The organism is Demequina flava, from assembly GCF_000975035.1.
GTDB lineage: Bacteria > Actinomycetota > Actinomycetes > Actinomycetales > Demequinaceae > Demequina > Demequina flava.
Map to the genome: position 1 here is coordinate 450,711 of NZ_BBRA01000002.1, position 23,125 is coordinate 473,835.

Below are 23,125 nucleotides of genomic sequence, written 5' to 3' on the forward strand. Positions count from 1 at the left end.
CATGGGGCTGTACACCGGGGTCGTGTACCCCGCGTATCTCGTTGTCTGCGCGGTGCTCGTCCTCGGTGGCATTGCCACCCTGATCTGGCCGTCGTTGCACCCGTGGCTCAAACGCATAGTCACGGCCATGTGGATCGTGACTGCCGCGCATGCAGCGACCGTCGTCGTGGTGCTCCTTGGGGACTCCGACGCTGGGATCGTGTTGACGCTTGGCTACCTCATCGCGTCGGTGATCTTGGTGCCGTTCCTTGGCGTCGGCCGCCTCGGTGAGCCATCGGCTGCGGCGCACGACCCCGACCCCAACCGCCCGGTGCTACAACCCGACCAGATTGCCCGCGTTGATGGCGGTGCGGCAATCATTATCGGCATCACGGCCGCGGTTCTTGCGTTGCGCGTGTTCCAGATCCTGGGAGCGTGATGAGCCCGATCGGCCGCATCATCCTCATCGTCGCCTACGCGGTTCTTGGCATCGCGGCGACCGGTCGCTCGGTGTACCAAATCTCCACCAAGTTCACCGAGGCTCCCCTGCCCTACACAATCTCCGCGCTGAGCGCCCTCCTGTATATCGGGATCGCAGTGGCACTGTGGCGCGGATGGCGACGCGGAGCGCTGTGGGGAACCTGCATTGAACTCGCCGGCGTGCTCGTGGTCGGAACCCTCGGATACCTCCACCCCGAGTGGTGGGGCGATGAAACCGTGTGGACCGGCTACGGTTCTGCCTACGGCTGGGTTCCGCTGATATTGCCCCTGGCCGCGTTGTGGGTGCTCCTACGCCCCCGCCGCCCACAGATGGAGACCTCCTCATGAGTGACGACACCCCCCGCTCAACCGTGGGGTCGACGGTCCTGAACCTCGTACGTGGAGGATTGATCGGAAGCGCCGAGACGGTCCCCGGCGTGTCGGGCGGCACCGTTGCGCTGATGACGGGCGTCTACGAGACGCTGCTGACCTCCGCTGGCCACTTCATCACCGGCGCCCGCATCACCGTGGCCGACGGCAGTCGCGGCCGTGGAGTCGCACGCGCCAAGCCAGAGTGGGCCCAGGTGCGCTGGGGCGTGCTGATCCCTCTTGGCATCGGCATGGTCATCGCGCTCCTCGCCGTCGCCTCCGTCATGGAAGGCCTGATGGAGGACCACCCCGTCACGATGCGGGCACTGTTCTTTGGGCTCGTCGTGGCCTCGCTCGCGGTTCCCTTCCGCCTCGCGGCGCAGGCTCCGTTGCGCACACGGCCCGTAGGTCGCTGGGGTGGCAAGGACTGGATCATCGCGGCAGGCGCAGCAATCGCCGCTGCGGTCATTGTGTCGCTGCCCGGTGGCAACCTCGAGCCCAGCCCGCTCGTCCTGATTCCCGCGGGTGCGATCGCGGTGTCGGCACTCGTGCTTCCGGGTTTGTCGGGCTCGTTCCTCTTGCTCACGATGGGCCTGTACGAGCCGACGATCGCAGCGCTCAACGACCGCGACTACGCATACCTGGCCTACTTCGCGGTGGGACTGGTCATCGGCCTGGTCTCGATCGTGAAGCTGCTTCAATGGCTGCTCGAGCACCACCGCCGCACAACCTTGGTGGTCCTGACCGGAGTCATGGCAGGCTCGCTCGTCGCACTGTGGCCGTGGCAGGACGAGAACCGTCAGCTCGAGGCGCCCTCGGGAGACCTCCTGGGGCCAATCCTGGCGTTCCTGGCCGGGTTCTTGGTCGTCGTGGCACTTCTGGTCATCGAGTCACGCATCGTCGCCAAGCGCACTCTCATCGAGACAGACACCGAAACCGACGCGCCCACCGCCTAGGGTGGGCGGCCGCGCTGTTCCCAGCCCGGGCATCGGCCCTATGCCGTTTACTTGCCGCCGCAGTACTTGTGGTGCCAGTTGTACGCAGACGTGTCGGTGAGAGAGGCAACCTGGTCCACCGCGATCCGCAGGCGCTCACCGTCCCCTGACGCGTCGCGATAGTCCGCGGCGAACTGGGGCTCCATCACGTCGGCGCCGCGATCAGCGAGCGCGCCCACGAGTTCCTTGAGCACACGGCGCTGCTTGGCGTACGTGGGGCTCGACTCACGTGGCGCCATCAGAAAGTGCACCGCAATGCCCTTGAGGATCAGGATCTCGTCGAGCGTTTCCTGGGGCGTTACGAGCGTGGCGTTGTGGCGAGTGTGTGGGCCAATCCCGTACTCGGCTTGCGTGGCCTCGATCGTCGCCGAGGCGAATCGGCCGATGAGCTGGCTGGTCATGTCCTTCAACGCGGCCAGCGAGGCGCGCGACCCGTCAAAGTCATCGGCCCACCAGCGGAACTGACGCAGTCGCTCAAGAGCTGCCAGCAGCGCGTCCTCGTCTCCCCTGCCATACCACTCGCGGGCGTGGTCAACCACCTCGCGGGCGTGGCCGGGGTCCCGAAGAACGGACAGCGAGACCTGGCGGTAGACGACCGAATCCTCGACATCGTGAACCGAGTACGAGATGTCATCAGCGAGATCCATGATCTGCGCTTCAAAGCTCTGCGCCCGGTCAGGCGCACCGTCACGGAGCCAGTCGAAGACGGCCCGATCATCCTCGTAGACGCCGAACTTGCGGCTGGGTTTGCCATCGGGCCGCGGAGGCGCGCCTTCTTCGCCCCAGGGATACTTCACAGCCGCATCCAGGCCCGCGCGAGTGAGATTGAGCCCGATGGGCTGGCCAGTCTCTGGGTGCACAGACTTTGGCTCAAGGCGCGTGAGCAGACGCAGGGTCTGAGCGTTGCCCTCAAAACCACCGATGTGGCGCGTGACCTTGTCGAGCGCGCGCTCACCGTTGTGACCAAAGGGCGGGTGACCAAGGTCGTGAGCGAGGCAAGCGGCATCCACGACGTCGGGCGAGCATCCGAGCGCGTTTGCGAGCTCACGTCCCACCTGCGCCACCTCAAGCGAATGCGTCAAGCGGGTGCGGACGAAGTCACCGCTACCGAGGCCCAGCACTTGCGTCTTGGCTCCCAGACGACGTAGCGCGCTTGAGTGCAGGATGCGCGCTCTGTCGCGCTCGAAGGGGGTCCGGTTTGGGCTCTTCGACGGCTCGTGGACCCAGCGCTCCACGTCAGCGTCGGTGTAGCCCTCAGGAACGGCGATGGCGGATGCGGCGGCGATGGTGCTACCGCCGGTCTCGTCAGCTGGTGAGATCACGGTCTCCAACCTAGCGCGGTTCCTGCGCCAGGTACGGCCCTCGCCCTCACCCCGGCGCCTCCGCAGGCAAATTGGGTCACAGGAGACCGCGAAAGTGACCCGGATGTCCTACGAGCGGGAGCCGTATCGCACGACCGCGCGTACCGTGGAGCGTATGGGTGAAGTGAAGGCGTATTGCGCGATGTCGGTCGATGGCTTCATTGCGGGGCCAGGAGATGACCTTTCCTGGCTTGACGCTGAGAGGCCGGCGTGGGCTCCGATGTCTGCGGAAGCCTGGGCGCAGCGTGATCAAGACGGCATTGCCTTCGCGGACTTTTACGGGGGTGTTGGCGCGATGCTCATGGGCCGGCGCACATTCGACGTGGTGCACGGCATGAACGAGTGGTTCTACGGCGAGATGCCAATCCTCATCGCAACCGGGCGCCCACTGCCTCAGTCGCGCCCCACGGTGCGCGCGGCATCGGCCCCTATCGCAAACCTGGTCGCCGAAGCCCAGGAGCTCGCTGGCGACAACCACGTGTATCTGGATGGCGGCTCGGTGATTCGTCAGGCCCTGGACGCTGGCCTTGTCGATGAGGCGATCGTCACGATCCATCCGACGATCCTGGGCGCGGGTCACCCCTTGTTTGCGGGGGCCGAGCAACGCCACCCCGTCACAATCACAGACGTCAGGAACTACGCGGGCGGCATGGTTCAGGTCACGATGCGCCCCGCGCGTGAACCTGTCGACACATCGCCGCTGCCGGACGACGGCGGCCCAGCGGACGAGACCTCGTTCGGGCACGCCTAACGTCCGACCCGCACCGCCGGCATGGAGCACCGAGGCTAACCGCCGGAGACGCTCAGTTCTGCCTCTTGCAACCGCGCCTCGAGGTCCGACGTGATGTCCTGAGTCTCGAGCCATCCATCTGGGCATGAGGGCTGCTTGGGTGTGCCCTGGCGTCCGCGCGGACCCTCAGCGGCCTCGCCGGGGTAGGGAGATTCGAGCGGCAGGGTGTCGAGCAGTTCGCGCAGTTGCGGCAGCGTCTCGACCAGTCCCAGGCTCTTGCGGATCTCACCGCCGACCGGATAACCCTTGAGGTACCAGGCGACGTGCTTGCGGATCTCGCGCATGGCTTTGAGTTCGTCATCACCAAAGAAGGGCACCATCAACTCGCCGTGGCGATAAATGGTGTCCGCGACAAGAGCCAGTCCCGGCTTCACCCGCTCCGGCCGGCCCTCGAAAGCTGCTTGCAGATCGGCAAAGAGCCACGGGCGCCCCTGGCATCCGCGCCCCACCACGACGCCGTCGATGCCGGTCTGTTCGACCATGCGCAACGCGTCTTCTGCGGACCAGATGTCTCCGTTCCCCAACACAGGAATCGACGACACGGCCTCCTTGAGGCGAGCAATCGCTTCCCAATCCGCAGTCCCGGAATAGTAGTCGGCCGCCGTGCGGCCATGTAGCGCCACGGCGGCAGCACCCTCGGCCTCAGCCATGCGGCCAGCATCGAGGTACGTCAGGTGATCGTCGTCGACACCCTTGCGCATCTTGACGGTCACTGGGACGTCGTAGGGGGCGGCCTCGCGAACGGCGGCGCGCACGATGTCGCGGAAGAGGTCCTTCTTCCACGGCAGCACCGCTCCCCCACCCTTTTTGGTCACCTTGGGAACGGGGCAACCAAAGTTCATGTCGATGTGGTCGGCGCGGTCCTCCTGGACCAGCATCTTGACGGCGGCGCCAATTGTCGCGGGGTCGACTCCATAGAGCTGGACGGACCGCGGAGTCTCGTCAGGGTCATGGTGGATGATGCGCATGGACTCGCGGGTACGTTCCACGAGTGCGCGGGAGGTGACCATTTCCGCCACATAGATGCCGCCACCGTGCTCGCGGCACAGTCGACGGAATGCGGCGTTTGTGATGCCGGCCATAGGCGCGAGCACTACGGGGGTGTCAACGGTGAGGGGGCCAAACTGCAAAGGCGGCAGCACGCGCTCGCCCGTTGCGGGCAGGGCCGATGCGTCAGTCGTCATGCCTCTATTGTCGCCGATTCCCGCTAGAGGCCTGCATCGGCGCCCAGGCGCCCCAACGCCCGCCCGGGCGCTGAGGGGGGTTTGACCCGGGCGGGCGCGCGTGCAGGGTGACGTCAGGCCTGAACCGTCACGGCATCCTTGTCATGTTCGGCAAGGTGCACGGTTGATGGCTGGGCGGGGCGTCCAAGCGCCCTGTACTCCCAGCCTGCGGCGCGATACGCATCGGCGTCCAGCGCATGGCGGCCATCGACCACAGCGCGGCGCGCAACGAGCTCGCCCATCATCTCGGGGTCCGCGTCTTTGAAGCGATCCCACTCGGTAAGCAACACGACCACGTCCGCGCCCTTCACACACTCAGCAAACGTGTTCGCGTACTCGAGTTGCGGGTACACCCGGCGAGCGTTGTCCATCGCCTCCGGGTCGTAGACGACCACGCTGGCCGATTCCGCGCGCAACATGTCTGCGACATCAAGCGCGGGAGCGTCACGAATGTCGTCGGAGTTCGGCTTGAACGCCGCACCGAGGCACGCGATGCGCTTGCCCGTGACATCTCCCCCGGCGAGCTCACGCACAAGGTCGACAGTGCGCCGGCGACGACGCCCGTTGATTGCGTCGACTTCGTGAAGGAAGGCCACGGCCTGTCCCACACCAAGTTCCTCAGCGCGGTGGGCGAACGCGCGGATGTCCTTCGGCAAGCATCCTCCACCAAAGCCGAGGCCCGGCTTGAGGAAGCGACCGCCAATGCGATCGTCATAACTGAGCGCGCTGGCCAGGAGGTTGACGTCCGCACCAGCGGCCTCACACACCTCAGCCATCGCGTTGATGTACGAGATCTTGGTGGCAAGGAAGGAGTTCGCCGCGACTTTGACCAGTTCCGCGGTGCGCAGGTCTGCCACGACCAATGGCGTCCCTTCGTCGAGCACGGGCTTGAAACTCGCGGTAAGCATCTGTGTCGCCCACGCAGACTTCACTCCGAACACCAACCGGTCGGGGTGCAGGGTGTCCTGTACGGCGTAGCCCTCGCGCAGAAACTCGGGGTTCCACGCCACTTCCACGAGCTCGGGGTTGGGCGAGCTCATGGCGACAATGTCCGCGAGTCGCTCGGCGGTGCCGACGGGCACCGTGGACTTGCCGACCAGCAGGGCCGGCTTACGGGTGCGTTCCGCGATGGCGGTGAAAGCCGCCTCGACGTACTCGAGGTTCGCTGCTCGCGAGCCCTCTGCCTGTGGCGTGCCGACGCAGATGTAGTGCACGTCGCCAAACTCGGCGGCTTCATCGAATGACGTCGTGAATCGCAGCGACCCTGACTTGAGCGTCTCCTTCAGCAGCTCGGGCAGGCCCGGCTCGTAGAACGGGACCTCACCGCTCTCCAGGCGGGCGATCTTCGCGGCATCAACATCGACGCCAAGGACGTCGAAGCCGAGCGATGCCATCGAAACTGCGTGGGTGGCACCGAGGTAGCCGGTGCCGATAACCGTGATCTTTGGTCGTACGGGAACTTCGTGAGTGCTGGTGTCTTGCATGGTGATGTCCTCTCGGGTGTTGAGATCGGGCACTTCACTACTCGCAGTCGACATTGCTGAACCCCTCCTCGGCAGAGTCGACCGTGTTACTGCATGTCACGACGTTGTCGAGAACGGGAGTCAGGGAGAAGCCATAGCCGGGTCCGTCCACCACCGCGATGTTGTCGGTAAAGGTGTTGTCGGTGCCCCAGCCGTCGAGAATCTCGTGGGTCTGGAAGCCGTCGTTGTTGGAACGGATTCCGGTATTTCCGGTCACCGTCCACTCGTTGCCCTTGATGTCGACCCACGAATCCCCGCCATCGTCGTCAATGTCATCGCCGTCGAAGGCGTTGCCCACGATGAGTCCCCCGGTGGTTCCTTCTTTCACATCGATGGGCTCTGCGGTGACCTCGAAGATGATGTTGCCTTCGACCACGTTGTTGTCCGACTCATCGGGTTCGCAGTCGGTCAATGAGCACCAGTTGGACTCTGCCGAGCCGATGTAGATGCCTTCGCCAAACTTTTCGCGGCGGTTGCCCGTGTCGTAGATGGTCGATGCGCGGACGACCGAGTCCGTGGTGTGCGAGCGCAGGTGAATAGCCTCATCTCCAATGGCGTGCACCGCGAGGGAGTCGATGACGATGTTGCTCGAGCCGTCGACCATCACGCCCTTTTGGTGCTCCGTCACTGTGAAGCCGTGGAAGACCCACCACTCAGCGCCGTCCACGTGCAGCCCGTAACCTCCGTCTGGCCCTTCGCCCACCAGTTCGGCGTCCGTCGAGCCACACACCCATATCGGGTCATCACTCTCACCTGCGGCGGTGGCCTCAAACTCTCCCTCGTACTCGCCGTCCGCGAGTCCGATCACGTCGCCTGGGCGCGCGTCGTCCAAAGCTTCCTCAAGGGCCGATGCTGTGGAGACCTCGACGGTGACGTCCGGACACGAGATGCTCGCCTCGCGTAGGACGGCATCGGGCATGTCGTTCGCCGGGCGAGCACCATCGGCGGCCGAGACCACTGACGACTGGTCGCTCCCTGCTCCTGCCTCGGATCCGTCGTCGCTGCCAGCGCTGCCGTCAGCCGAGGGTGCCGGAGAGCTCGATTCGCTAGGCACGCTCGAGGGAGCAGCTCCGGAGTCGACAACGGTGCCGTTGCAGCATGCCGCCTGCGACACGACCATTCCCGCACCAAAGGCGGCTGCCGCCACGGCGCTCGAGATTCCCACGATTTTCCATGTGCCGGATGAAATCATCACGAAGCGTGCTCCTTCGACTGTTTGCGCCGCGGTAGACCGGCGCGGGTGCGTTGATAGAGCGGGTCATCCTTCAGTGCTGGGAGGTCTCCGAGGCCATCAATCTCAGACGGAGAGATGTGCCCACCGGTGATAGTCGCCAACGGTGTCCGGTCTTGGTACGGGAAAGAAGGTTCCCGACGAGGCCGGATGCCCATCAGCGCAGTAAAGATCAGCAAGGCCCCAAGGGAGAGCCACAGCAGCGCCAGCGGGCTCGTCATTTTCGAGAGCAAGGTTTCTTCGACGCTGCCTTGTGACCACCCAGAGACATCGTTTGAGGACACCGCAACCGCAGCATCGGCCCTGCTCGTATCAATCGGAGTGCCGCCGCGCCCCTGGACGATGTTGTCGACGACAGACGAGTCCGCCACTGACAGTCCGGCCACGGTGATGCCGTGATTGGTGGCCGCTTCGATGGTGTTCTCGGTGATCTCTCCAAAGGCATCGCGAACATAGATTCCGGTGTCCGCACCATCGACGAGGTTGCCCGTGACTGTGGCGGAGGCGCCGTCACGGATCACGATGCCGTGCAGTTCGACATCGGTGACGTCGGATCCAGAGACCGTGGTGGAATCGGCACCGTCACGGACGACGATCCCGAACCGGCCACCGTCGACAAGGTTCGAGTCCAGCAAAATATCGTGGCCGCCCATGACTTCCACCCCGACGTCGGCGTTGTTCTCGAAGCTCGAGGTCCTGATCGTGTGGTCACCGTAAGACTCTGTGGGCAACCCCACCGCAGACGGCCCGTCGGCCAGTGGACCGGCGTCAATCGTGACGCCGTTGCGACCGTTGTCACGTGCCTCCACATCTTCGAGAAGGACCCCAGACGAGCCCCGTGAAATGCGGAATCCATCAACACCGTTGGCGCTTGACTCTGTGCGGACTACGCGAGACTGAATGACCTCGCGGTGAAAGACGACTCCGTCAACGAGGCTTTCTGTCACGAGAGAGTCCTGGATCTCCACCGAGGCTGCCTGCGACACAAAGATGCCGTAGGCGTTACCGGTCACCGTGGTGCCTTGCACCCACGCCGTCACGCCGAGCGGGATGCTCGCAGCCTCTCCAGCGTTGACGGCGCTATCTCCCGTCACGACCGACAGTCCGACAGATTCCTCTTCGGCGCCTTCTTCCCCGTCGTCGGAGCCAGCCCAGTCGTCGGTGTCGCTCCCCACTGTCTGATCCATCCCCACGCCAACCCCAAAAGCATGGTCGGTGCCGGTCAGTGCAAGACCGCCGGTGTTGCCCGACCAGAAGCCAAGATCGTTCAGCTCGGCATAGGTGATCGACAGCTGCCCTCCCACGGCCCGTATGTATGCTCTGCCGTCATCCGTGGTGGTGTCAGACGCACCGCGCGGCTCATCCCAGCTTGTGATAACCACGGGCTCGGCCGCATCGCCGTCGACGACCAAACTGCCGCCCAATGTCACGAGGGAGACGAAGCCTTCGGGCTGACTCGCCAGTTGAAGCTCGACAAGTCCGCGCCCGCCCACCTGGAGGGTCGCGCCTGGAAGAACCACGATGTGTTCATGCAGCCGGTACACGCCGCTACCCAGGTCGGACACGGACAGAGGCGCTGCCTCATTGATCTCGGCAATCGTGTAAGCCTGCTCGCGAGCCGTGAGAACCAAGGTCGAGACGGGGTTGCCAGTGACGCGATAAGGCTGCGTCCTGTCCAGCTGCTCCGCGATGTCCCCGGAAGCGACCAGCTCAATGTCGAGTAGCCGCCGATCCTCATCGGCGACAAGTTCTGCCTCCGTCTCAGGGTTGCCCGGGTAGGCCAGGGCGGCCGCTGACAGGGTCGCCTCCTCAGCGCTCGTGAGTGCTTCAGGTTCCTCGGACGACGTCACAAGTGCATGACTGGGCCCTGCAACAGCAGGCGCGGCTGCACCTGCCAGAAGGCCGAGCGCGAGCACTCCGGCCGCTAGAGCCCTGCGGCGTATTCGCATCAGGCTGGCACGCCCGCTCGGGCCGCGTCTGGGACAGCGGCAGGTTCAGAGACCGCAGCCGGCACACGCGCAGCGGCAGGCGGGTTCACTGCGACGGGGTCAAGTGTCGTGGACGTCTGTCCTTCGCCACCGACCTGGTCCGCAGTGCGCGTCAGCCAGCCTTGCTTGTTCATCGTGAGGAACGCGTAGAACTTGATGGGCAGCGCGACCAGGATCACGGTGAGCGCAAGGATTGGCAGGATGAAGATGTCCGATGGGTTGCGCTTGAGGTTGGACCAGCCGCGCACCCCTCGACCAAGGAGCATCCACGCCCCGACGATCGCCGCGCTCGTCCAGGTGAGTTCGAGTCGCGATAGGAACAGGTAGCCCAGTGTCAGTGCCATCGTCACGGGGGTCAGCAAAATTTGCAGAACCGTCACCTTGGTCACGAACGGCACCCTCCATAGCCATCCCTTGTAGGCGGCTGTGAGGTAGCAACGGTAGGAGTTACGGCTCCATCGAATCCGCTGCTTCATGAAGGCCTTAAAGCTCGACGGGAACATCGAGATCGCACGCGCGGTGCTCTGGTGCACGACGCGGTACCCGGAGGCAATGACGAGCCAGGTCAGACGCCCGTCGTCACCCGCGATGCAGCGACGGCCCAGGAAGTACTCGTCCTCGAGGTGCGGCAGCACCGGAATCACGGCCTTGCGGCGGTACACCGCTGTACGGCCAGAGACACACGGAACAGCGCCGGCGCGTCCCATTGCGGGCACGTAGTCGTAGTAGCGGAGGTTGACCATCCAGTCGGCGATCCGGCGCCACACGCTGCTGTTGCGCTGGTAGACGTTCTGCTGCGTCGAGCACGCACCCACATCAGCGTCCAGGAACGGCTTCTGCACCTCTTCCAGCAGGCCTGGCTGCCACCAGGTGTCCGAGTCCACCAGGACCAGGATCTCCCCGGTTGCCTCACGAATTCCGCACCCCAGCGCGGAGCGCTTCCCTGCGTGCTTGAACAGCAACGGCTTCACACGCGCATCCTGGAGCTCGCGAATGCGGCGATAGGCCTCTGTGTCGGCGACGTCCAGCACGATGATGATTTCCGTGGGGTCTTGATCACGCCACGAGTCGAGACACCGCATCAAGATGTCGGGGTCTTCGTGGTACGACGGAACCACGACCGATGTGGTTGTACGGAAATCGGATTCGATGGGCTGTGCGCGCCGCGACAATACGACGCGATACAGCCACAAGCCCCACACCACAGTCCCCGCAAGCGCAATCGGGAAATACACGCGTACCTGTTCCCACAGGTCCGCACCCCCGTCAATGAGCGTGTCCATGCAGACACACCTCCGTCCTCAGCTGATGTCGAAAGGTGTCACGGCGCGCGCCAGCTACCCGCTGGCATGCGGTCATCATTGACTGTCTGCGGTCTCCGACCCCCTCGGGGGCAACTCGTGCCCGAAAACCCGCGACACCTCGACGCTAGGGTGTGACGAATATCACTCGCAAGGGTTTTGGAAAGACTTCACACAGAGTTAACAAGCGCTGTGAGAACTTAAGGCTCAGTCGAGGTGAGTTGTGTTGTCGGACTGCCCAGACTCGACAGCCGGCTGCTCGCCAGCCATGGCACCGTCGTAGCCGACCACTAGAGCCGCGATGCCGGTGGTGAGCGGCACCGCGAGTACCAAGCCGATCGAGCCAACCAGCGTGCGCACCAGCTCTTCAGCAATCTCAGCGCTCGTGAGCGAGACGCCCAGAGACTGGTCGTACAGCGAAATCAGCATGATGGCAGGAAGCGCTGCTCCCACATACGCGAAGGCGATCGTGTACACGGTCGAGGCGATGTGGTCGCGGCCAATACGCATGCCGCGGGCAAAGAGATTCCAGCGGGAGATGTCCGGCCGCGCGGCGCGCAGCTCCCATACGGCCGATGCTTGGGTCACCGTGACATCGTTGAGGACACCAAGGCCGGCGATGATGATGCCGCACAGCACCAAGCCTTGAAGGTCGACGTCGCGGCCGGCCAGTTCGAGGTGGGAGCCCTCTTCAGACCAGATTCCGGTCAGGCGTGAGGCGTCGACTGCCCACCAAGCCAGGACCGTGGTGATGAGGAGCCCTGCCAGCGTGCCGAGATATGCGGTCGTGGTGCGGGCGTTGGGGCCGTGCGCCATATAGAGCAATGCAAAGAGCGCGCCGGACCCGGTCACCAGACCCACGATGAGCGGGTTGCTGCCTTCGAACAGCGCAGGAACTGTGAAGAAGATGATCACGCCGAACGCCGCGACGAGCCCCAGGAGCGCGCCCAGGCCTCGCCACCATGCGATCGCCAACACGAGCACGACGTAGACCACGAGCAGCACGAGCATCGGCGGCCCACGGTTGAAGTCGCCGAAGATCAGCGTGCCGTCGGGAATCTGCAACGCTCGGACGGAGTCGCCCACCTCGTAGCTGAAGTCAGCCAGTTCGAGGGGTAGCAGCGTCTGCAGGCCCTCGTCCTCTTGGCCGTCAACAACGACCTGCGCCTCACCGGTGTTCTCGTCGACGGACTCGACCGTGACGTCGACCCATTCAGCATCCTCGTAGGACGTCGGAACAGACTTCAAGAACGCCCAATCCGACGGCCACACTGCTACCGCACCGGCCACCGTGAAAAACATCACGACGGCCACCGCGATCGTCAGAACCGTCGTGGTGCGCTCAGACGCGCGCGGACGCTCCTCAAGTGAATGCGAGTGTCCGGCACCCATCAGCGATCACCGAGCCCGAGCATCGGCCCAACAGGGGCGACTCAAGCGCCAATCAGGCGCGTCGCAAGGTATGCCTGCACCTGGTCCAGCGCCACGCGCTCCTGCTGCATGGTGTCGCGGTCGCGGATCGTGACGGCCTGGTCGTCCTGCGTCTCGAAGTCGACGGTGATGCAGAACGGCGTACCGATCTCGTCCTGACGGCGGTAGCGCTTACCGATTGCCTGCGTGACATCGAGGTCCACGTTCCACGCACTGCGCAGCTCCTTGGCGAGAGCCTCCGCGGTCGGCAGGAGCTCGTCCGACTTCGACAGCGGCAGGACCGCGGCCTTGACCGGCGCGATGCGGGGGTCAAGGTGCAACACGGTGCGCTTGTCGACGCCGCCCTTGGAGTTGGGGGCCTCGTCCTCGTCGTACGCCTCCGCGAGGAACGCCATGAGCGAGCGCGTCAGACCTGCCGCGGGCTCGATCACGTACGGCGTGTAGCGCTCGTTCGTTTGCGGGTCCAGGTAGGACAGGTTCTTGCCCGAGTGCTCCGCGTGCGTCGACAGGTCAAAGTCGGTGCGGTTCGCGATGCCCTCGAGCTCGCCCCACTCGCTGCCCTGGAAGCCAAAGCGGTACTCGATATCCGTGGTGCCCTTGGAGTAGTGCGACAGCTTCTCCTGCGGGTGCTCGAAAAGACGCAGGTTGTCGGCGGAAATGCCGAGGTCCTTGTACCACTGCAGGCGCGTGTCGATCCAGTACTGGTGCCATTCCTCGTCCGAGCCGGGCTTGACGAAGAACTCCATCTCCATCTGCTCAAACTCGCGCGTGCGGAAGATGAAGTTTCCAGGCGTGATCTCGTTGCGGAAGGACTTACCGATCTGACCGATGCCGAACGGGACCCTCATACGCGAGGTGCGCTGGACGTTCTCGAAGTTCACGAAGATGCCCTGAGCCGTCTCTGGGCGCAGGTAGTGCAGGCCGGACTCGTCCTGGCTGACGCCGAGGTAAGTCTTCAGCAGTCCGTTGAACATCTTGGGCTCGGTCCACTCGCCGCGGGTGCCGCAGTGAGGGCAGGGGACCTCGGCGAGGCCGCCCTCGGGCGCGCGGCCCTTCTTCTCCTCGAACGCCTCGATGAGGTGGTCCTCGCGCGCACGCTTGTGGCAGCTGAGGCACTCGACCAGCGGGTCGACGAAGGCCTTGAGGTGGCCCGATGCCTCCCACACAGCAGGAGGAAGAATCACCGATGAGTCCAGGCCAACAATGTCATCGCGGCTGGACACCATCGCGCGCCACCACTGGCGCTTGATGTTCTCCTTGAGCTCCACACCGAGCGGACCGTAGTCCCATGCGGAGCGCGTTCCGCCGTAGATCTCTCCACACGGGAAGACGAAGCCACGACGCTTCGCGAGTGAGATCACGTTGTCCAGGCGAGACGGTGCCACTGAATGCTCCTTGGGGATCAGGTTGCGGTGCGCGCACAGTCTATCTGCGGTTGCGTGGCTTGCGGGCGCGCATCGCGATGTGTCTGGCGCAGGGCCGATGCTTGCTTGGGTTGCAGGTGTTCGCTCACCGTGGGCCGCAATTGACAATGATTATCAATAAGCCGTATTGTGGGGGGCATGACATCACCTCGCCCATTCATCATCGGCGGCATTGCCGCCGCGCTTGTCCTCGCCGGCTGTTCCGCTGCCGACTCCGACGCGGACACCGCGAACAGCGCGGATGCCACCGACGCCGCGCTTACCGTGGGCGCGGCCTTCTACCCGCTGCAGTACGTCGCCGAGCGCGTCGGTGGCGACACCGTCGCTGTTGAGCCCCTAATCGGCTCAGGTGTGGAACCACACGACGCCGAAATGTCCCCCAAGACAGTGCGCGACATGCAGGAGATGGACACGATCCTCTTCCTGTCCGACTTCCAGCCGGCCGTTGACGACGCCATCGACACCACTGGTGTGCGCAGTCTCGACGCACACCACATCATCGATGAGCACGGTGACGCGGTAGCCGAGCACGGAGAAGCGGTCGAGGCTGAGGACGACCACGATCACGATGGCGACGGCGAGGCAGACCACGCCGAAGAAGACCACGTGGACGAGGCGGAGTCCGAGGAGGACCACGACCACGATGGCGACGGTGAAGCGGACCACGCCGCGGAAGACCACGACCACGCGGAGGACGAAAGCGCTGACGAGTCGACCGAGAGCGAGGACTCGCACGACGGCCACGACCACGGCACGCTCGACCCGCACTTCTGGCTCGACCCCACGCTGCTCGCCGAGTACGCACAGGACGTGGCAGATGAGTTTGCCGAGCTCGACCCCGCGAACGCCGACACGTACACGGCCAATGCCGAGTCGTTGCTGACCGACCTCGACGCGATCGACGCCTCCTACACCGAGGGCCTCGCCACGTGCGAGCGCGACGACATCTTCGTCGGCCACGAAGCCTTTGGTTACCTGGCTTTGCAGTACGACCTCAATCAAGAGGGCCTCGCAGGAATCGATCCTGAAAGCGAACCCTCCCCCGCTCGGGTTCGTGAGATTCGCGACATGGTCGAGGACTCCGGCGCCACGACCATCTACACCGAGGACGAGGTCGCAGCAGACGTTGCCGCCTCGATCGCCGAGGATGTCGGCGTCGACGTGCTCGTCCTGAGCCCCATCGAGACAGTCGCCGACGGCGAGGACTACCTTGGCGTCATGGAGACCAATCTCGAAAACCTGAGGACTGGCCTTGGTTGCAGCTAATCGCACCGCCGCTGACACCCCGTTCGCCGTTGAGGCGCGCGGGGTGCGCGTGCGTCTAGGCGGACACGAAATCCTGCACGCCGTCGACCTCGAGGCGCAGCCCGGTGAGCCCGTCGCTGTGATGGGCGGGAACGGTTCGGGTAAGTCGACGTTGGTGCGAGCGCTCGTTGGCGCGCTACCGCTCACTGGCGGGTCCGTGAAGATTTTCGGTGCCGAGCGATCTCGAGCGACTGCCAAGCGCATCGGCTACGTGCCGCAGCGCATGGGCGCCGGCTCTGGAGTCGCGGCAACGGCTCTTGAAGTCGTCACCTCCGGTCTACTCGGAGCTGGCCAACTACGCCCACCACGCGACGCCAAGGCCAAAGCGCTCGCCTCTCTCGAGGACCTCGCGGTCGGAGACCTTGCCAAGCGAGACGTCTCGACCCTGTCAGGCGGACAACAGCAGCGCGTCCTCATCGCTCGCGCCTTGGTGCGCGACCCGGACCTCCTCATCCTCGATGAGCCCATGGCCGGGGTGGACGTGCCTAGCCAAGAGGCCCTGGCATCGGCCCTCCGTCGCCGGCGCGACGCAGGCGGAACCATTGTGATCGTGCTCCACGAACTGGGCGCCCTCGCGCCGCTGATCGACCACGCCGTGGTCCTCGATCAAGGCTGCGTCACACATGTCGGCGAACCTCCGCACGCCCTCGGCGTCCACGCGCTTCCCGGTCACGATCACGACCATGCCCACACAGACGTGCCGGAGCCGCCTGCATCGCCGTTCGCCTGGGAGGTACGCAAGTGAGTCTGCTGACTGACCCGCTGGTCCAACGCATGATGCTGGTTGCCGTCATGGTCGGAGCAACTGCCCCGATCGTCGGCACCTACCTGGTTCACCGCCGCATGGCACTCCTAGGAGACGGCATTGGCCACGTCGCCCTCGCCGGTGTCGCCGCAGGGTGGCTCGCAGGCTCCTGGGCAGGGCTTGCCGACCAAGATGCCCTCGCCATTCCCGGGGCAATCGTCTTCGCAATTACCGGCGCAGTCGTGATCGAGCGCATGCGCGCCCGGGGCATCGCGGCCGCCGACGTCATCATGGCCGTCATGTTCTACGGCGGCATTGCCTCCGGCGTCTTGCTGATCTCTGCCGCGGGTGGCTCCAACGCCAACCTCATGGGATACCTCTTTGGCTCAATCTCCACCGTGAGTTGGTCCGATGTCTGGGTCACGGTGGCACTGTCCATCGCGATTCTCGTGATCGGCTTGGGCCTCAAGCCCGCGCTCTTTGCCGTCACGCACGACCAGGAGTTTGCTTACTCGACCGGTCTTCCGGTCGGCGCGCTCAACATGGTGGTCGCGGTGCTGTCCGCCGTCACCATCACTGCGTCGATGCGTGTGGTTGGCGTGCTGCTGGTGTCCGGACTCATGATCCTTCCGGTCGCGATCTCCCAAATGTTGACCCACTCCTTCACGCGCACCATGACCTTCTCCATGATCATCGGCGTGATCCTGTGCATCACGGGCGTGGGCATCACGCTGTTCTACAACCTGCAACCCGGCGCGCTCATCGTCGTGCTTGGCGTGCTCCTGTACGTCGTGGTCGCCTCCGGTGCCAGCATGCGCAAACGGCGACGTCATCGCCGAGAAATGGCGGTGGCCGCATGACCCCCACTCCTGTCCCCCGCATGACGAAGCAGCGTGCGGCAATTCTCGACGTGTTGTCCACGGGCGATGAGTTCCGTTCAGCCCAGTCGTGGCACGACATCCTGCGTCATGACGGCTCCACTGTCGGTCTGGCCACCGTGTACCGATCGCTCCAAGCACTTTCGGAGTCCGGCGAGGTCGACGCCGTTGTCACCGATTCCGGCGAGACCTTGTACCGCCGCTGCGGTGCCGTCGACGAGCACCACCATCACCTCCGCTGTCGCGTCTGCGGCGCAGCGCACGACATTGAAGTACCGGAGTTCGAGGACTGGGCCGAGAAGCTAGGTGCACGTCTTGGCTTCACCGGCATCGATCACACGGTCGAGATCACCGGGGTGTGTGCCGCCTGCGCGGCGCAGGGCAAGTAATGCCGGGAGTTCCGTCCTTCATTTCCGACATCGGCTGGTGGGGCATTGTGCCCTTCCTGTTCGTTGTCGTTTTTCTGCGGTCTCAGGGCACCTACTGGGTGGGAAGGTTCCTGCGCCGTGGGGCCGATGCCATGGCGACCTCAGGTGCGGATCTGGCCACAGCAGATGCGGACGCGGGCGCCATTCCGCCGCCCGCCAACCGCCGCAGCCGCATGGCAAAGCGCCTCTCAGGCCCTGCGATGGACAGAGCGCAGGTATTCCTCGACAAGTGGGGATTTATCGGCGTGCCGCTGTGCTTCCTCACCGTCGGGTTCCAGACGGTCGTACTCGGCACAGCCGGATACACCCGCATGCGCTGGGACCTCTTCACGCTCGCGATGCTGCCCGGATGCGCCGCGTGGTCGCTGCTCTACGGCACCGTGTCGGTGACGCTGATCGAGTTGTGGAAGCAGTCGCCGTGGCTGTTCACCGCCGGTCTGCTGGTCGTCATCGCTGTTGCGTACGGCGCGACTAAGCTGCGCCGAAACGCCGATTCCGCCGTGCGTACTCCTCAATAGCCGCCCATAAGTGGGTTCGGTCCACGTCGGGCCACAGCGTGTTGGAGAACACGTACTCGGCGTAAGCCGCTTGCCACGGCAGGAAATTGGAACTGCGCTGCTCACCGCTGGAGCGCCAGAACAAGTCCACGTCCGGCATGTCAGGCTCGTCCAGGTGAGCCGCGAGCGTTGCCTCGCTCACCTTGTCAGGGTTGATCTCCCCCGCTGCTACCTTGCGTGCGATCTCACGCGCGGCATCGGCGATCTCCGCGCGACCGCCGTAGTTCACACACATCGTGAGCGTGAGGCCGGTGTTGTCCTGGGTGAGTTCCTCGGCCTTCTCGAGCTCCTTGATGACCGACGTCCACAGCTTAGGGCGACGCCCCGCCCACCTCACACGCACGCCCCACGAGTGCATCTCGTCGCGCCGGCGGCGAATCACATCACGGTTAAAGCCCATGAGGAATCGGACCTCCTCGGGCGAGCGCTTCCAGTTCTCGGTTGAGAATGCGTAGGCGCTGAGGTTCGTCACACCGATTTCCACGGCTCCCGCGACCACATCGAGGAGCGACGACTCGCCCTGCTCATGCCCGGCCGTGCGCGGCAAGCCGCGATCCTTCGCCCAGCGCCCATTGCCGTCCATGACGACGGCAACGTGCTTAGGGACGGCCGATGCTGGCAGATCAGGCGCGGTGGCGCCACCTGGGTGCGGGAAGGGCTTGTCGTAGGTCACGCCCGCCAGCCTAGCCGTGCCCGGTCACTCCCCGAGGGAACGAGACAAGACTGACAGCGCTGCCGCACGTGCCGCGTGTGCTCGCGGTCCGCGCCGCACCACGAGGGCTTCGACGAGCGCCTCGAGGGTGAGGGTCAGCGCGACACGCGACGCCAACAGGAGTTCATCCTGGAACGATTCCGTGACTGGCGGCACGACGATGCTCAGGGACGCGCGGTCCACGAGCGCTGACCGCGAGAAGCTCGTGATCGCCAGCACCGTTGCCCCAGCCTCGAGCGCGGCGTCCACGACGTCGAGGGTCGCGCGGTTGGCACCCGAGCCGGACACCGTCAGCAACACACTGCTGGGCTCAAGTTGAGCCGCATGAATGCGCTGCGCGAGCGTGTCGGGTACGTACTCAGCGGGCCGGCCCACGCTCGACAATCGCAGCGCAGCGTCGTACCCCAAGGGCGCGGAGAGACCGTTCGCCGCGATCAACAAGCGCGGAGCTACGTCAAGTGCGGTGACGAAGTCTTCGACCCCGTCCTCGCTGAGCGTCGCGGCCACGTGAGGAAGCGCCCGGGCGTGGCGATCGATAGCCGCACGCACAACACCCAACGATCCCCCAGCATCGGCCGAATCCACGGGATCAAACGCCCGCTCCCCTGCCAACGCGACCCGCAACTGGGGATAGCCGTCGTAACCGAGCGTCTGCGCCGTGCGGACCACGGAGGCTCGTCCCACGCCAACGCTCTCGGCAATTTGTTGAGCCGTCTTGTCTACGGCCCCAGCCGGGTCCGATGCAATGGCCTCAGCCACGCGCCGCTCGCTGGGCTGTAGCGACGGCGCGAGGGCCGCGATGCGCACGGAGGGCGGCGCGTCAGTGCTTCCGTTCCACGTCACGAACCGTGGCTCCTTCCATGATGCGCCTGCGGACCTTGCCCGAGACGGCGTCGATGAGCATCGTGACCACAACGACCACGATGATGAGCACGCCCACAACGTCCCATTCACGGTGCTGGGTGTACTGCGTGAGCATGGCTCCAATGCCGCCCACGCCGATGAGTCCCAGAATCGCCGACGTGCGGACGTTGATTTCGAAACGGTACAGCGCCAAGGACATCAGTTCCGGAGCGGCCACGGGCCACAGGCCCCAGCGGACCACCTCCCAGAGCGACCCTCCTGAGGCACGCACGGCCTCGGCGGTACCCGGCGGGACGGCCTCGATCGTCTCGTACGTCCACTTGGCATGGGTGCCGATTCCACCGATGGCAAGGGCGAGGGCACCCGTGAACGGGGTGAGTCCCGTGACAGTGAGGATGATGATCGCGATCAGGACGTCGGGCACCGCGCGGATCACGGCGAAGCTCCACCGGAGCGGGAAGCGCACCCAGGCAGGCCCCACGCCATGAGCGGCCGGAATTCCGAGCAGGGTGGACAGCACCACGCCGGCAATCGCGCCGATCCAGGCCATTGACACCGATCGCCAGGTTTGCAGAGCCGCTTCAGGAAGCATCGACCAATCGGGGTCGGAGAACATCAGGCGCCCGTAGTGCACCAGGTCCTGGGGAAGTTGCGCGATTTTGGACCACTCGAGGTCAAGTCCCCAGAAGGACACAAGGACGACGATCGTGACGATTGTGGCTGCGGCGCGCGCTGCCACCTGGCGCGGACGCGGCGGGATCGGCAGTGCGGGCGTCCGGGCAGGCGCCGCGGTATCAGTGGCGGTCATCGCAGCCTCTTCCTCAGAACGTTCGAGGCCCACTCGATGAGCAACACCACCACGAGAATCTCGAGAATGATGGTGCCGAGGGCGTCGTAGCGGTAGAAGCCGCGCATCTCGTCGATCAAGCGACCGATTCCTCCCGCGCCGACCAGTCCCAGGATGGCCGAGATGCGCACGTTGAGCTCGAGCGAATACAGCACCTGACTGGCAAACACGGGCCACGTTTGCGGAAGCGCCGTGACACGGTTGATCTGAGTTTGGGTGCCGCCGGCAGCGCGCCCCGCCTCCATGTAGTGGGCGTCGGCGGAGTCGATCGCCTCGGATACGAGCTTCACCACGATGCCGATGTCGAACAGCACGAGGGTGACCACACCTGGAAGCGTGCCCACGCCCACCATCGCGACAAGGACGGTTGCGTACACGAGGTCGGGAACGGCGCGCACGACGTTCAGCACGAACCGCACCGCACGACGGGTGACGCCGTTGGGATTGGTAGGTCGCGCCGCCCACATGGACAGCGGGACCGCAAGCCCTGCGGAGATCGCGGCACCCACGATGGCCATCTGGAGGGTTTCCAGCATGGGCTGCCACGTGCGCGGCAAAATCGACCAGTCCGGGGTGAGCATCTGCACGATGCGGTCCACCCCGTTGGTCCAATTGCGCGCGATCGAGGCTAGATCGATCTCGACTCCGCCAATGGCGGGAATCGTCGTCAGGATCGTCAACGCGGCGAGCACGGCCGTGACGCCAAGCGCCTTGGGCCATGTGCGCGGTCGCGGCGGAATCATGAGCTGTCCCTGAGTTTCAGGGGCCGATGCCGGGGTGTGGACGGTCACGACACGTCCAGTCGGTCACGGGGCTGCACGGGCCGGCCGTAAATCTCCTCGAAGTCCGCGTCGGTGGCGGAGGCGGCTGGGCCGTCGAAGACCACCTCGCCAGCGCGCAGGCCGATCATGCGGGTCGTGTACTGGCGCGCAAGGTCCATGAGGTGCAGGTTCACCATGACGGTCAGGCCACGCTCGTGGTTAATGCGCTCAAGGTCGTGCATGACGGCATGTGCGGTGGGCGGGTCAAGGCTCGCCACCGGTTCGTCGGCGAGCATCACCGAAGGCTCCTGGCTGAGCGCGCGCGCAATGGCGACTCGCTGCTTCTGGCCCCCAGACAGCGCACCGGCCCGCTCCCAGACCTTCTCAAGCATTCCGACGGAGTCCAGCGCACGCATCACGATGTCGCGATCGTGGTGCGAAGAGATGCCCAGGACCGTGCGCCAAGTGGAGGTATGGGAGAAGCGGCCGACCATCGTGTTGCGGAACACACTGGTGCGATCGGCCAGATTGAAGGACTGGAAGATCATTCCGATGTCTCCGCGGGCGTGCCGCAGGGCCTTACCGCGCAGCGCGGTCATCTCGTGCTCGCCGACGCGGACCGTGCCAGCCGTGGGCTGCACAAGTCCGTTCACGGTGCGGATGAGCGTGGACTTGCCTGAGCCAGACAGCCCCACGACCGCGACCATCTGGCCGGGCTCGATCTCGAGCGACACATCCTTCAGCGCGACGACCCCGTTGGGGTAGCGCACGGTCACATCTGTCAAAGAAATGGGCCACGACCCGGAGGCCGAGGTGGCCCCCTCGGCCTCCGAGCCCACAGCGTGGGACTGCTCGCTCATGCGGTTCCTACTGACCCGAGAAGCGGGCGTTGACCTGGCGTGCCAGGTCGATGGCATCTGCGTCTGCGGGGACCCAGTCGGTCTGGTCGAAGATCTCCTGCAGCGTGTCGGGGTCAACCTCGGAGAAGTCGTCCATCAGCGTGGTGATCTCGTCGCGCAGATCCTGTGGGAGCTCGTCGGAGAGGACGACGCCGCCGTTGGGGTACATCTCGGACAGGCCGAAGACGACGACCTTCTCGCCGAGGTCAGGGACCTCAGCCGAGTCGATCGACGAGCGGGCGTCCCAGTACGCGAAGCCAACCTCGGCGTCGCCGTTGTAGACGGCCATGAGGAGGGTGTCGTTACCGGTGACGGGCACCTGCTGCAGGTCGTCGATGCTGATGTCGTGCTCCTCGAGCGCCAGCACGGGCAGCTGGTAACCAGCAGGAGACGTCGTGTTGCCGAAGGCGACCGTGGTGCCGGCCTCAATTTTGGCCAGCGCGTCCTCGGCCACCGGGCCGGCGCCGGTGTTGTCTTCGCCCGAGGCGACACCGTTGCAGTACATGAACTCCTGGCCGGAAGCGGCGTACGTGGCGGCGACGGGCTCGTCGTCGCAGTACTTGTCAGGGTTGTTCGTGAAGTACATCGAGGCGTACTGCGAAGCGCCGAAGCGCACGTCCTGCAGCACGGCGTGAGCGCCGTACATGTCTTCGGCCGCGGCGAGCGATCCGGCATCGGCAATGGCGATCTGCGCCTGGCCGGACCCGATGGCCTCGACAGCTGCCTGGTAGTCCTGGGTGACGACGCCTTCGACCGTGAGGCCGAGTTCGGCGCTCAGGTAGTCGGTCAGCGGCTCAACGGTCGTGACGAGGTCGGTGACGTTCTCGTTAGGAATCAGGGCGAGGGTGATCTCCTCGGGCCAACCGGAGGAAGCGGCGGCGGTCTCAGACGTCTCCGTCGTCGTGGCCGGCTCCGACGAGGCCGAAGCCTCGGCGTCGGAGTCTGCCTCGGAACTGCAACCGGCGAGCGCGATCAGTGCGGTCGCGGTGACACCGGCAGTGATGAGCGAGGTGCGCATGTGGGGACCTTTCGTG

General features: G+C 65.0%; 23 protein-coding genes. 9 read left to right on the top strand and 14 right to left on the bottom strand.

Annotated features, from left to right (window positions below; translation table 11 throughout):
* Window position 1 precedes the first annotated feature (1 nt).
* From AOP74_RS10720 to AOP74_RS10730, 3 genes are read left to right on the top strand one after another with little or no spacing between them, the layout of a single operon-like run.
* Window positions 2–418 carry a hypothetical protein gene (locus AOP74_RS10720; protein WP_061962351.1) on the top strand — a complete coding sequence of 139 codons (417 nt, stop codon included), beginning with the start codon at window positions 2–4 and terminating at the stop codon, window positions 416–418.
* A complete protein-coding gene (locus tag AOP74_RS10725) occupies window positions 418–807 on the top strand; it encodes a hypothetical protein (RefSeq protein ID WP_061962352.1) in 390 nt (129 codons plus the stop codon). Before AOP74_RS10720 ends, AOP74_RS10725 begins: the two co-directional genes overlap by 1 nt.
* Complete coding sequence (locus AOP74_RS10730; protein ID WP_061962353.1) at window positions 804–1,784, top strand: DUF368 domain-containing protein; 981 nt, start codon at window positions 804–806, stop codon at window positions 1,782–1,784. The genes AOP74_RS10725 and AOP74_RS10730 overlap by 4 nt, the downstream gene beginning before the upstream one ends.
* Window positions 1,785–1,831: 47 nt before the next feature.
* Here AOP74_RS10730 and AOP74_RS10735 read toward each other — a convergent pair whose 3' ends face one another.
* Entirely contained in the window at window positions 1,832–3,109 is a 1,278-nt protein-coding gene (locus AOP74_RS10735) for a deoxyguanosinetriphosphate triphosphohydrolase (RefSeq protein ID WP_061962614.1), read from the bottom strand.
* A 190-nt stretch (window positions 3,110–3,299) separates the two neighbouring features.
* Here AOP74_RS10735 and AOP74_RS10740 point away from each other — a divergent pair, with 190 nt between their 5' ends.
* Window positions 3,300–3,935, top strand: coding sequence for a dihydrofolate reductase family protein (locus tag AOP74_RS10740; protein ID WP_160297484.1), 636 nt, complete (start codon window positions 3,300–3,302; stop codon window positions 3,933–3,935).
* 35 nt (window positions 3,936–3,970) lie between these two features.
* Here the strand turns inward: AOP74_RS10740 and dusB are convergent, their stop codons facing one another.
* The 7 genes from dusB to AOP74_RS10775 all read right to left on the bottom strand — a co-directional run bounded on the left by dusB (window position 3,971) and on the right by AOP74_RS10775 (window position 14,056).
* Window positions 3,971–5,158, bottom strand: coding sequence for a tRNA dihydrouridine synthase DusB (dusB, locus tag AOP74_RS10745; protein WP_061962355.1), 1,188 nt, complete (start codon window positions 5,156–5,158; stop codon window positions 3,971–3,973).
* A 113-nt stretch (window positions 5,159–5,271) separates the two neighbouring features.
* The gene (locus AOP74_RS10750) at window positions 5,272–6,735 is read right to left on the bottom strand and encodes a UDP-glucose dehydrogenase family protein (RefSeq protein ID WP_369345502.1); all 1,464 of its coding nucleotides are present in this window, start codon (window positions 6,733–6,735) and stop codon (window positions 5,272–5,274) included.
* The gene (locus AOP74_RS10755; protein ID WP_201774328.1) at window positions 6,719–7,915 is read right to left on the bottom strand and encodes a right-handed parallel beta-helix repeat-containing protein; all 1,197 of its coding nucleotides are present in this window, start codon (window positions 7,913–7,915) and stop codon (window positions 6,719–6,721) included. The genes AOP74_RS10750 and AOP74_RS10755 overlap by 17 nt, the downstream gene beginning before the upstream one ends.
* Entirely contained in the window at window positions 7,912–9,801 is a 1,890-nt protein-coding gene (locus AOP74_RS10760) for a right-handed parallel beta-helix repeat-containing protein (protein ID WP_160297485.1), read from the bottom strand. The genes AOP74_RS10755 and AOP74_RS10760 overlap by 4 nt, the downstream gene beginning before the upstream one ends.
* A 98-nt stretch (window positions 9,802–9,899) precedes the next feature.
* Window positions 9,900–11,222: a glycosyltransferase gene (locus tag AOP74_RS10765; RefSeq protein ID WP_082096276.1), complete on the bottom strand. Its 1,323-nt coding sequence runs from the start codon at window positions 11,220–11,222 to the stop codon at window positions 9,900–9,902.
* Between the two features lie 225 nt (window positions 11,223–11,447).
* A complete protein-coding gene (locus tag AOP74_RS10770; RefSeq protein WP_061962357.1) occupies window positions 11,448–12,632 on the bottom strand; it encodes a YibE/F family protein in 1,185 nt (394 codons plus the stop codon).
* A 41-nt stretch (window positions 12,633–12,673) separates the two neighbouring features.
* Window positions 12,674–14,056: a glycine--tRNA ligase gene (locus AOP74_RS10775; protein ID WP_061962358.1), complete on the bottom strand. Its 1,383-nt coding sequence runs from the start codon at window positions 14,054–14,056 to the stop codon at window positions 12,674–12,676.
* A 177-nt stretch (window positions 14,057–14,233) separates the two neighbouring features.
* On the opposite strand from AOP74_RS10775, the gene AOP74_RS10780 reads away from it, so the two are divergent.
* The 5 genes from AOP74_RS10780 to AOP74_RS10800 are packed head-to-tail and all read left to right on the top strand — an operon-like array spanning window position 14,234 to window position 17,969.
* Window positions 14,234–15,361, top strand: a complete 1,128-nt coding sequence (locus AOP74_RS10780; protein WP_061962359.1) for a metal ABC transporter substrate-binding protein — start codon at window positions 14,234–14,236, stop codon at window positions 15,359–15,361.
* Complete coding sequence (locus AOP74_RS10785) at window positions 15,348–16,145, top strand: metal ABC transporter ATP-binding protein (protein ID WP_061962360.1); 798 nt, start codon at window positions 15,348–15,350, stop codon at window positions 16,143–16,145. The genes AOP74_RS10780 and AOP74_RS10785 overlap by 14 nt, the downstream gene beginning before the upstream one ends.
* Window positions 16,142–17,005 (top strand): metal ABC transporter permease, encoded by an 864-nt coding sequence (locus AOP74_RS10790; protein WP_061962361.1) that lies wholly within the window; start codon window positions 16,142–16,144, stop codon window positions 17,003–17,005. The genes AOP74_RS10785 and AOP74_RS10790 overlap by 4 nt, the downstream gene beginning before the upstream one ends.
* Window positions 17,002–17,412 carry a Fur family transcriptional regulator gene (locus tag AOP74_RS10795; protein ID WP_061962362.1) on the top strand — a complete coding sequence of 137 codons (411 nt, stop codon included), beginning with the start codon at window positions 17,002–17,004 and terminating at the stop codon, window positions 17,410–17,412. Before AOP74_RS10790 ends, AOP74_RS10795 begins: the two co-directional genes overlap by 4 nt.
* Window positions 17,412–17,969, top strand: a complete 558-nt coding sequence (locus AOP74_RS10800; protein ID WP_061962363.1) for a DedA family protein — start codon at window positions 17,412–17,414, stop codon at window positions 17,967–17,969. Before AOP74_RS10795 ends, AOP74_RS10800 begins: the two co-directional genes overlap by 1 nt.
* Here AOP74_RS10800 and AOP74_RS10805 read toward each other — a convergent pair.
* From AOP74_RS10805 to AOP74_RS10830, 6 genes are read right to left on the bottom strand one after another with little or no spacing between them, the layout of a single operon-like run.
* Window positions 17,923–18,681: an isoprenyl transferase gene (locus AOP74_RS10805; protein WP_439645067.1), complete on the bottom strand. Its 759-nt coding sequence runs from the start codon at window positions 18,679–18,681 to the stop codon at window positions 17,923–17,925. The two genes, AOP74_RS10800 and AOP74_RS10805, sit on opposite strands and share 47 nt — an antisense overlap.
* Window positions 18,682–18,705: 24 nt before the next feature.
* Window positions 18,706–19,563, bottom strand: coding sequence for a MurR/RpiR family transcriptional regulator (locus tag AOP74_RS10810; protein WP_061962365.1), 858 nt, complete (start codon window positions 19,561–19,563; stop codon window positions 18,706–18,708).
* Window positions 19,541–20,392 carry a phosphonate ABC transporter, permease protein PhnE gene (phnE, locus tag AOP74_RS10815; RefSeq protein WP_061962366.1) on the bottom strand — a complete coding sequence of 284 codons (852 nt, stop codon included), beginning with the start codon at window positions 20,390–20,392 and terminating at the stop codon, window positions 19,541–19,543. The genes AOP74_RS10810 and phnE (AOP74_RS10815) overlap by 23 nt, the downstream gene beginning before the upstream one ends.
* The gene (gene phnE / locus AOP74_RS10820) at window positions 20,389–21,222 is read right to left on the bottom strand and encodes a phosphonate ABC transporter, permease protein PhnE (protein ID WP_236683812.1); all 834 of its coding nucleotides are present in this window, start codon (window positions 21,220–21,222) and stop codon (window positions 20,389–20,391) included. Before phnE (AOP74_RS10820) ends, phnE (AOP74_RS10815) begins: the two co-directional genes overlap by 4 nt.
* Complete coding sequence (gene phnC / locus AOP74_RS10825; RefSeq protein ID WP_061962367.1) at window positions 21,219–22,052, bottom strand: phosphonate ABC transporter ATP-binding protein; 834 nt, start codon at window positions 22,050–22,052, stop codon at window positions 21,219–21,221. The genes phnE (AOP74_RS10820) and phnC overlap by 4 nt, the downstream gene beginning before the upstream one ends.
* A gap of 7 nt (window positions 22,053–22,059) precedes the next feature.
* Window positions 22,060–23,109, bottom strand: a complete 1,050-nt coding sequence (locus AOP74_RS10830; protein WP_061962368.1) for a phosphate/phosphite/phosphonate ABC transporter substrate-binding protein — start codon at window positions 23,107–23,109, stop codon at window positions 22,060–22,062.
* Window positions 23,110–23,125 lie beyond the last annotated feature (16 nt).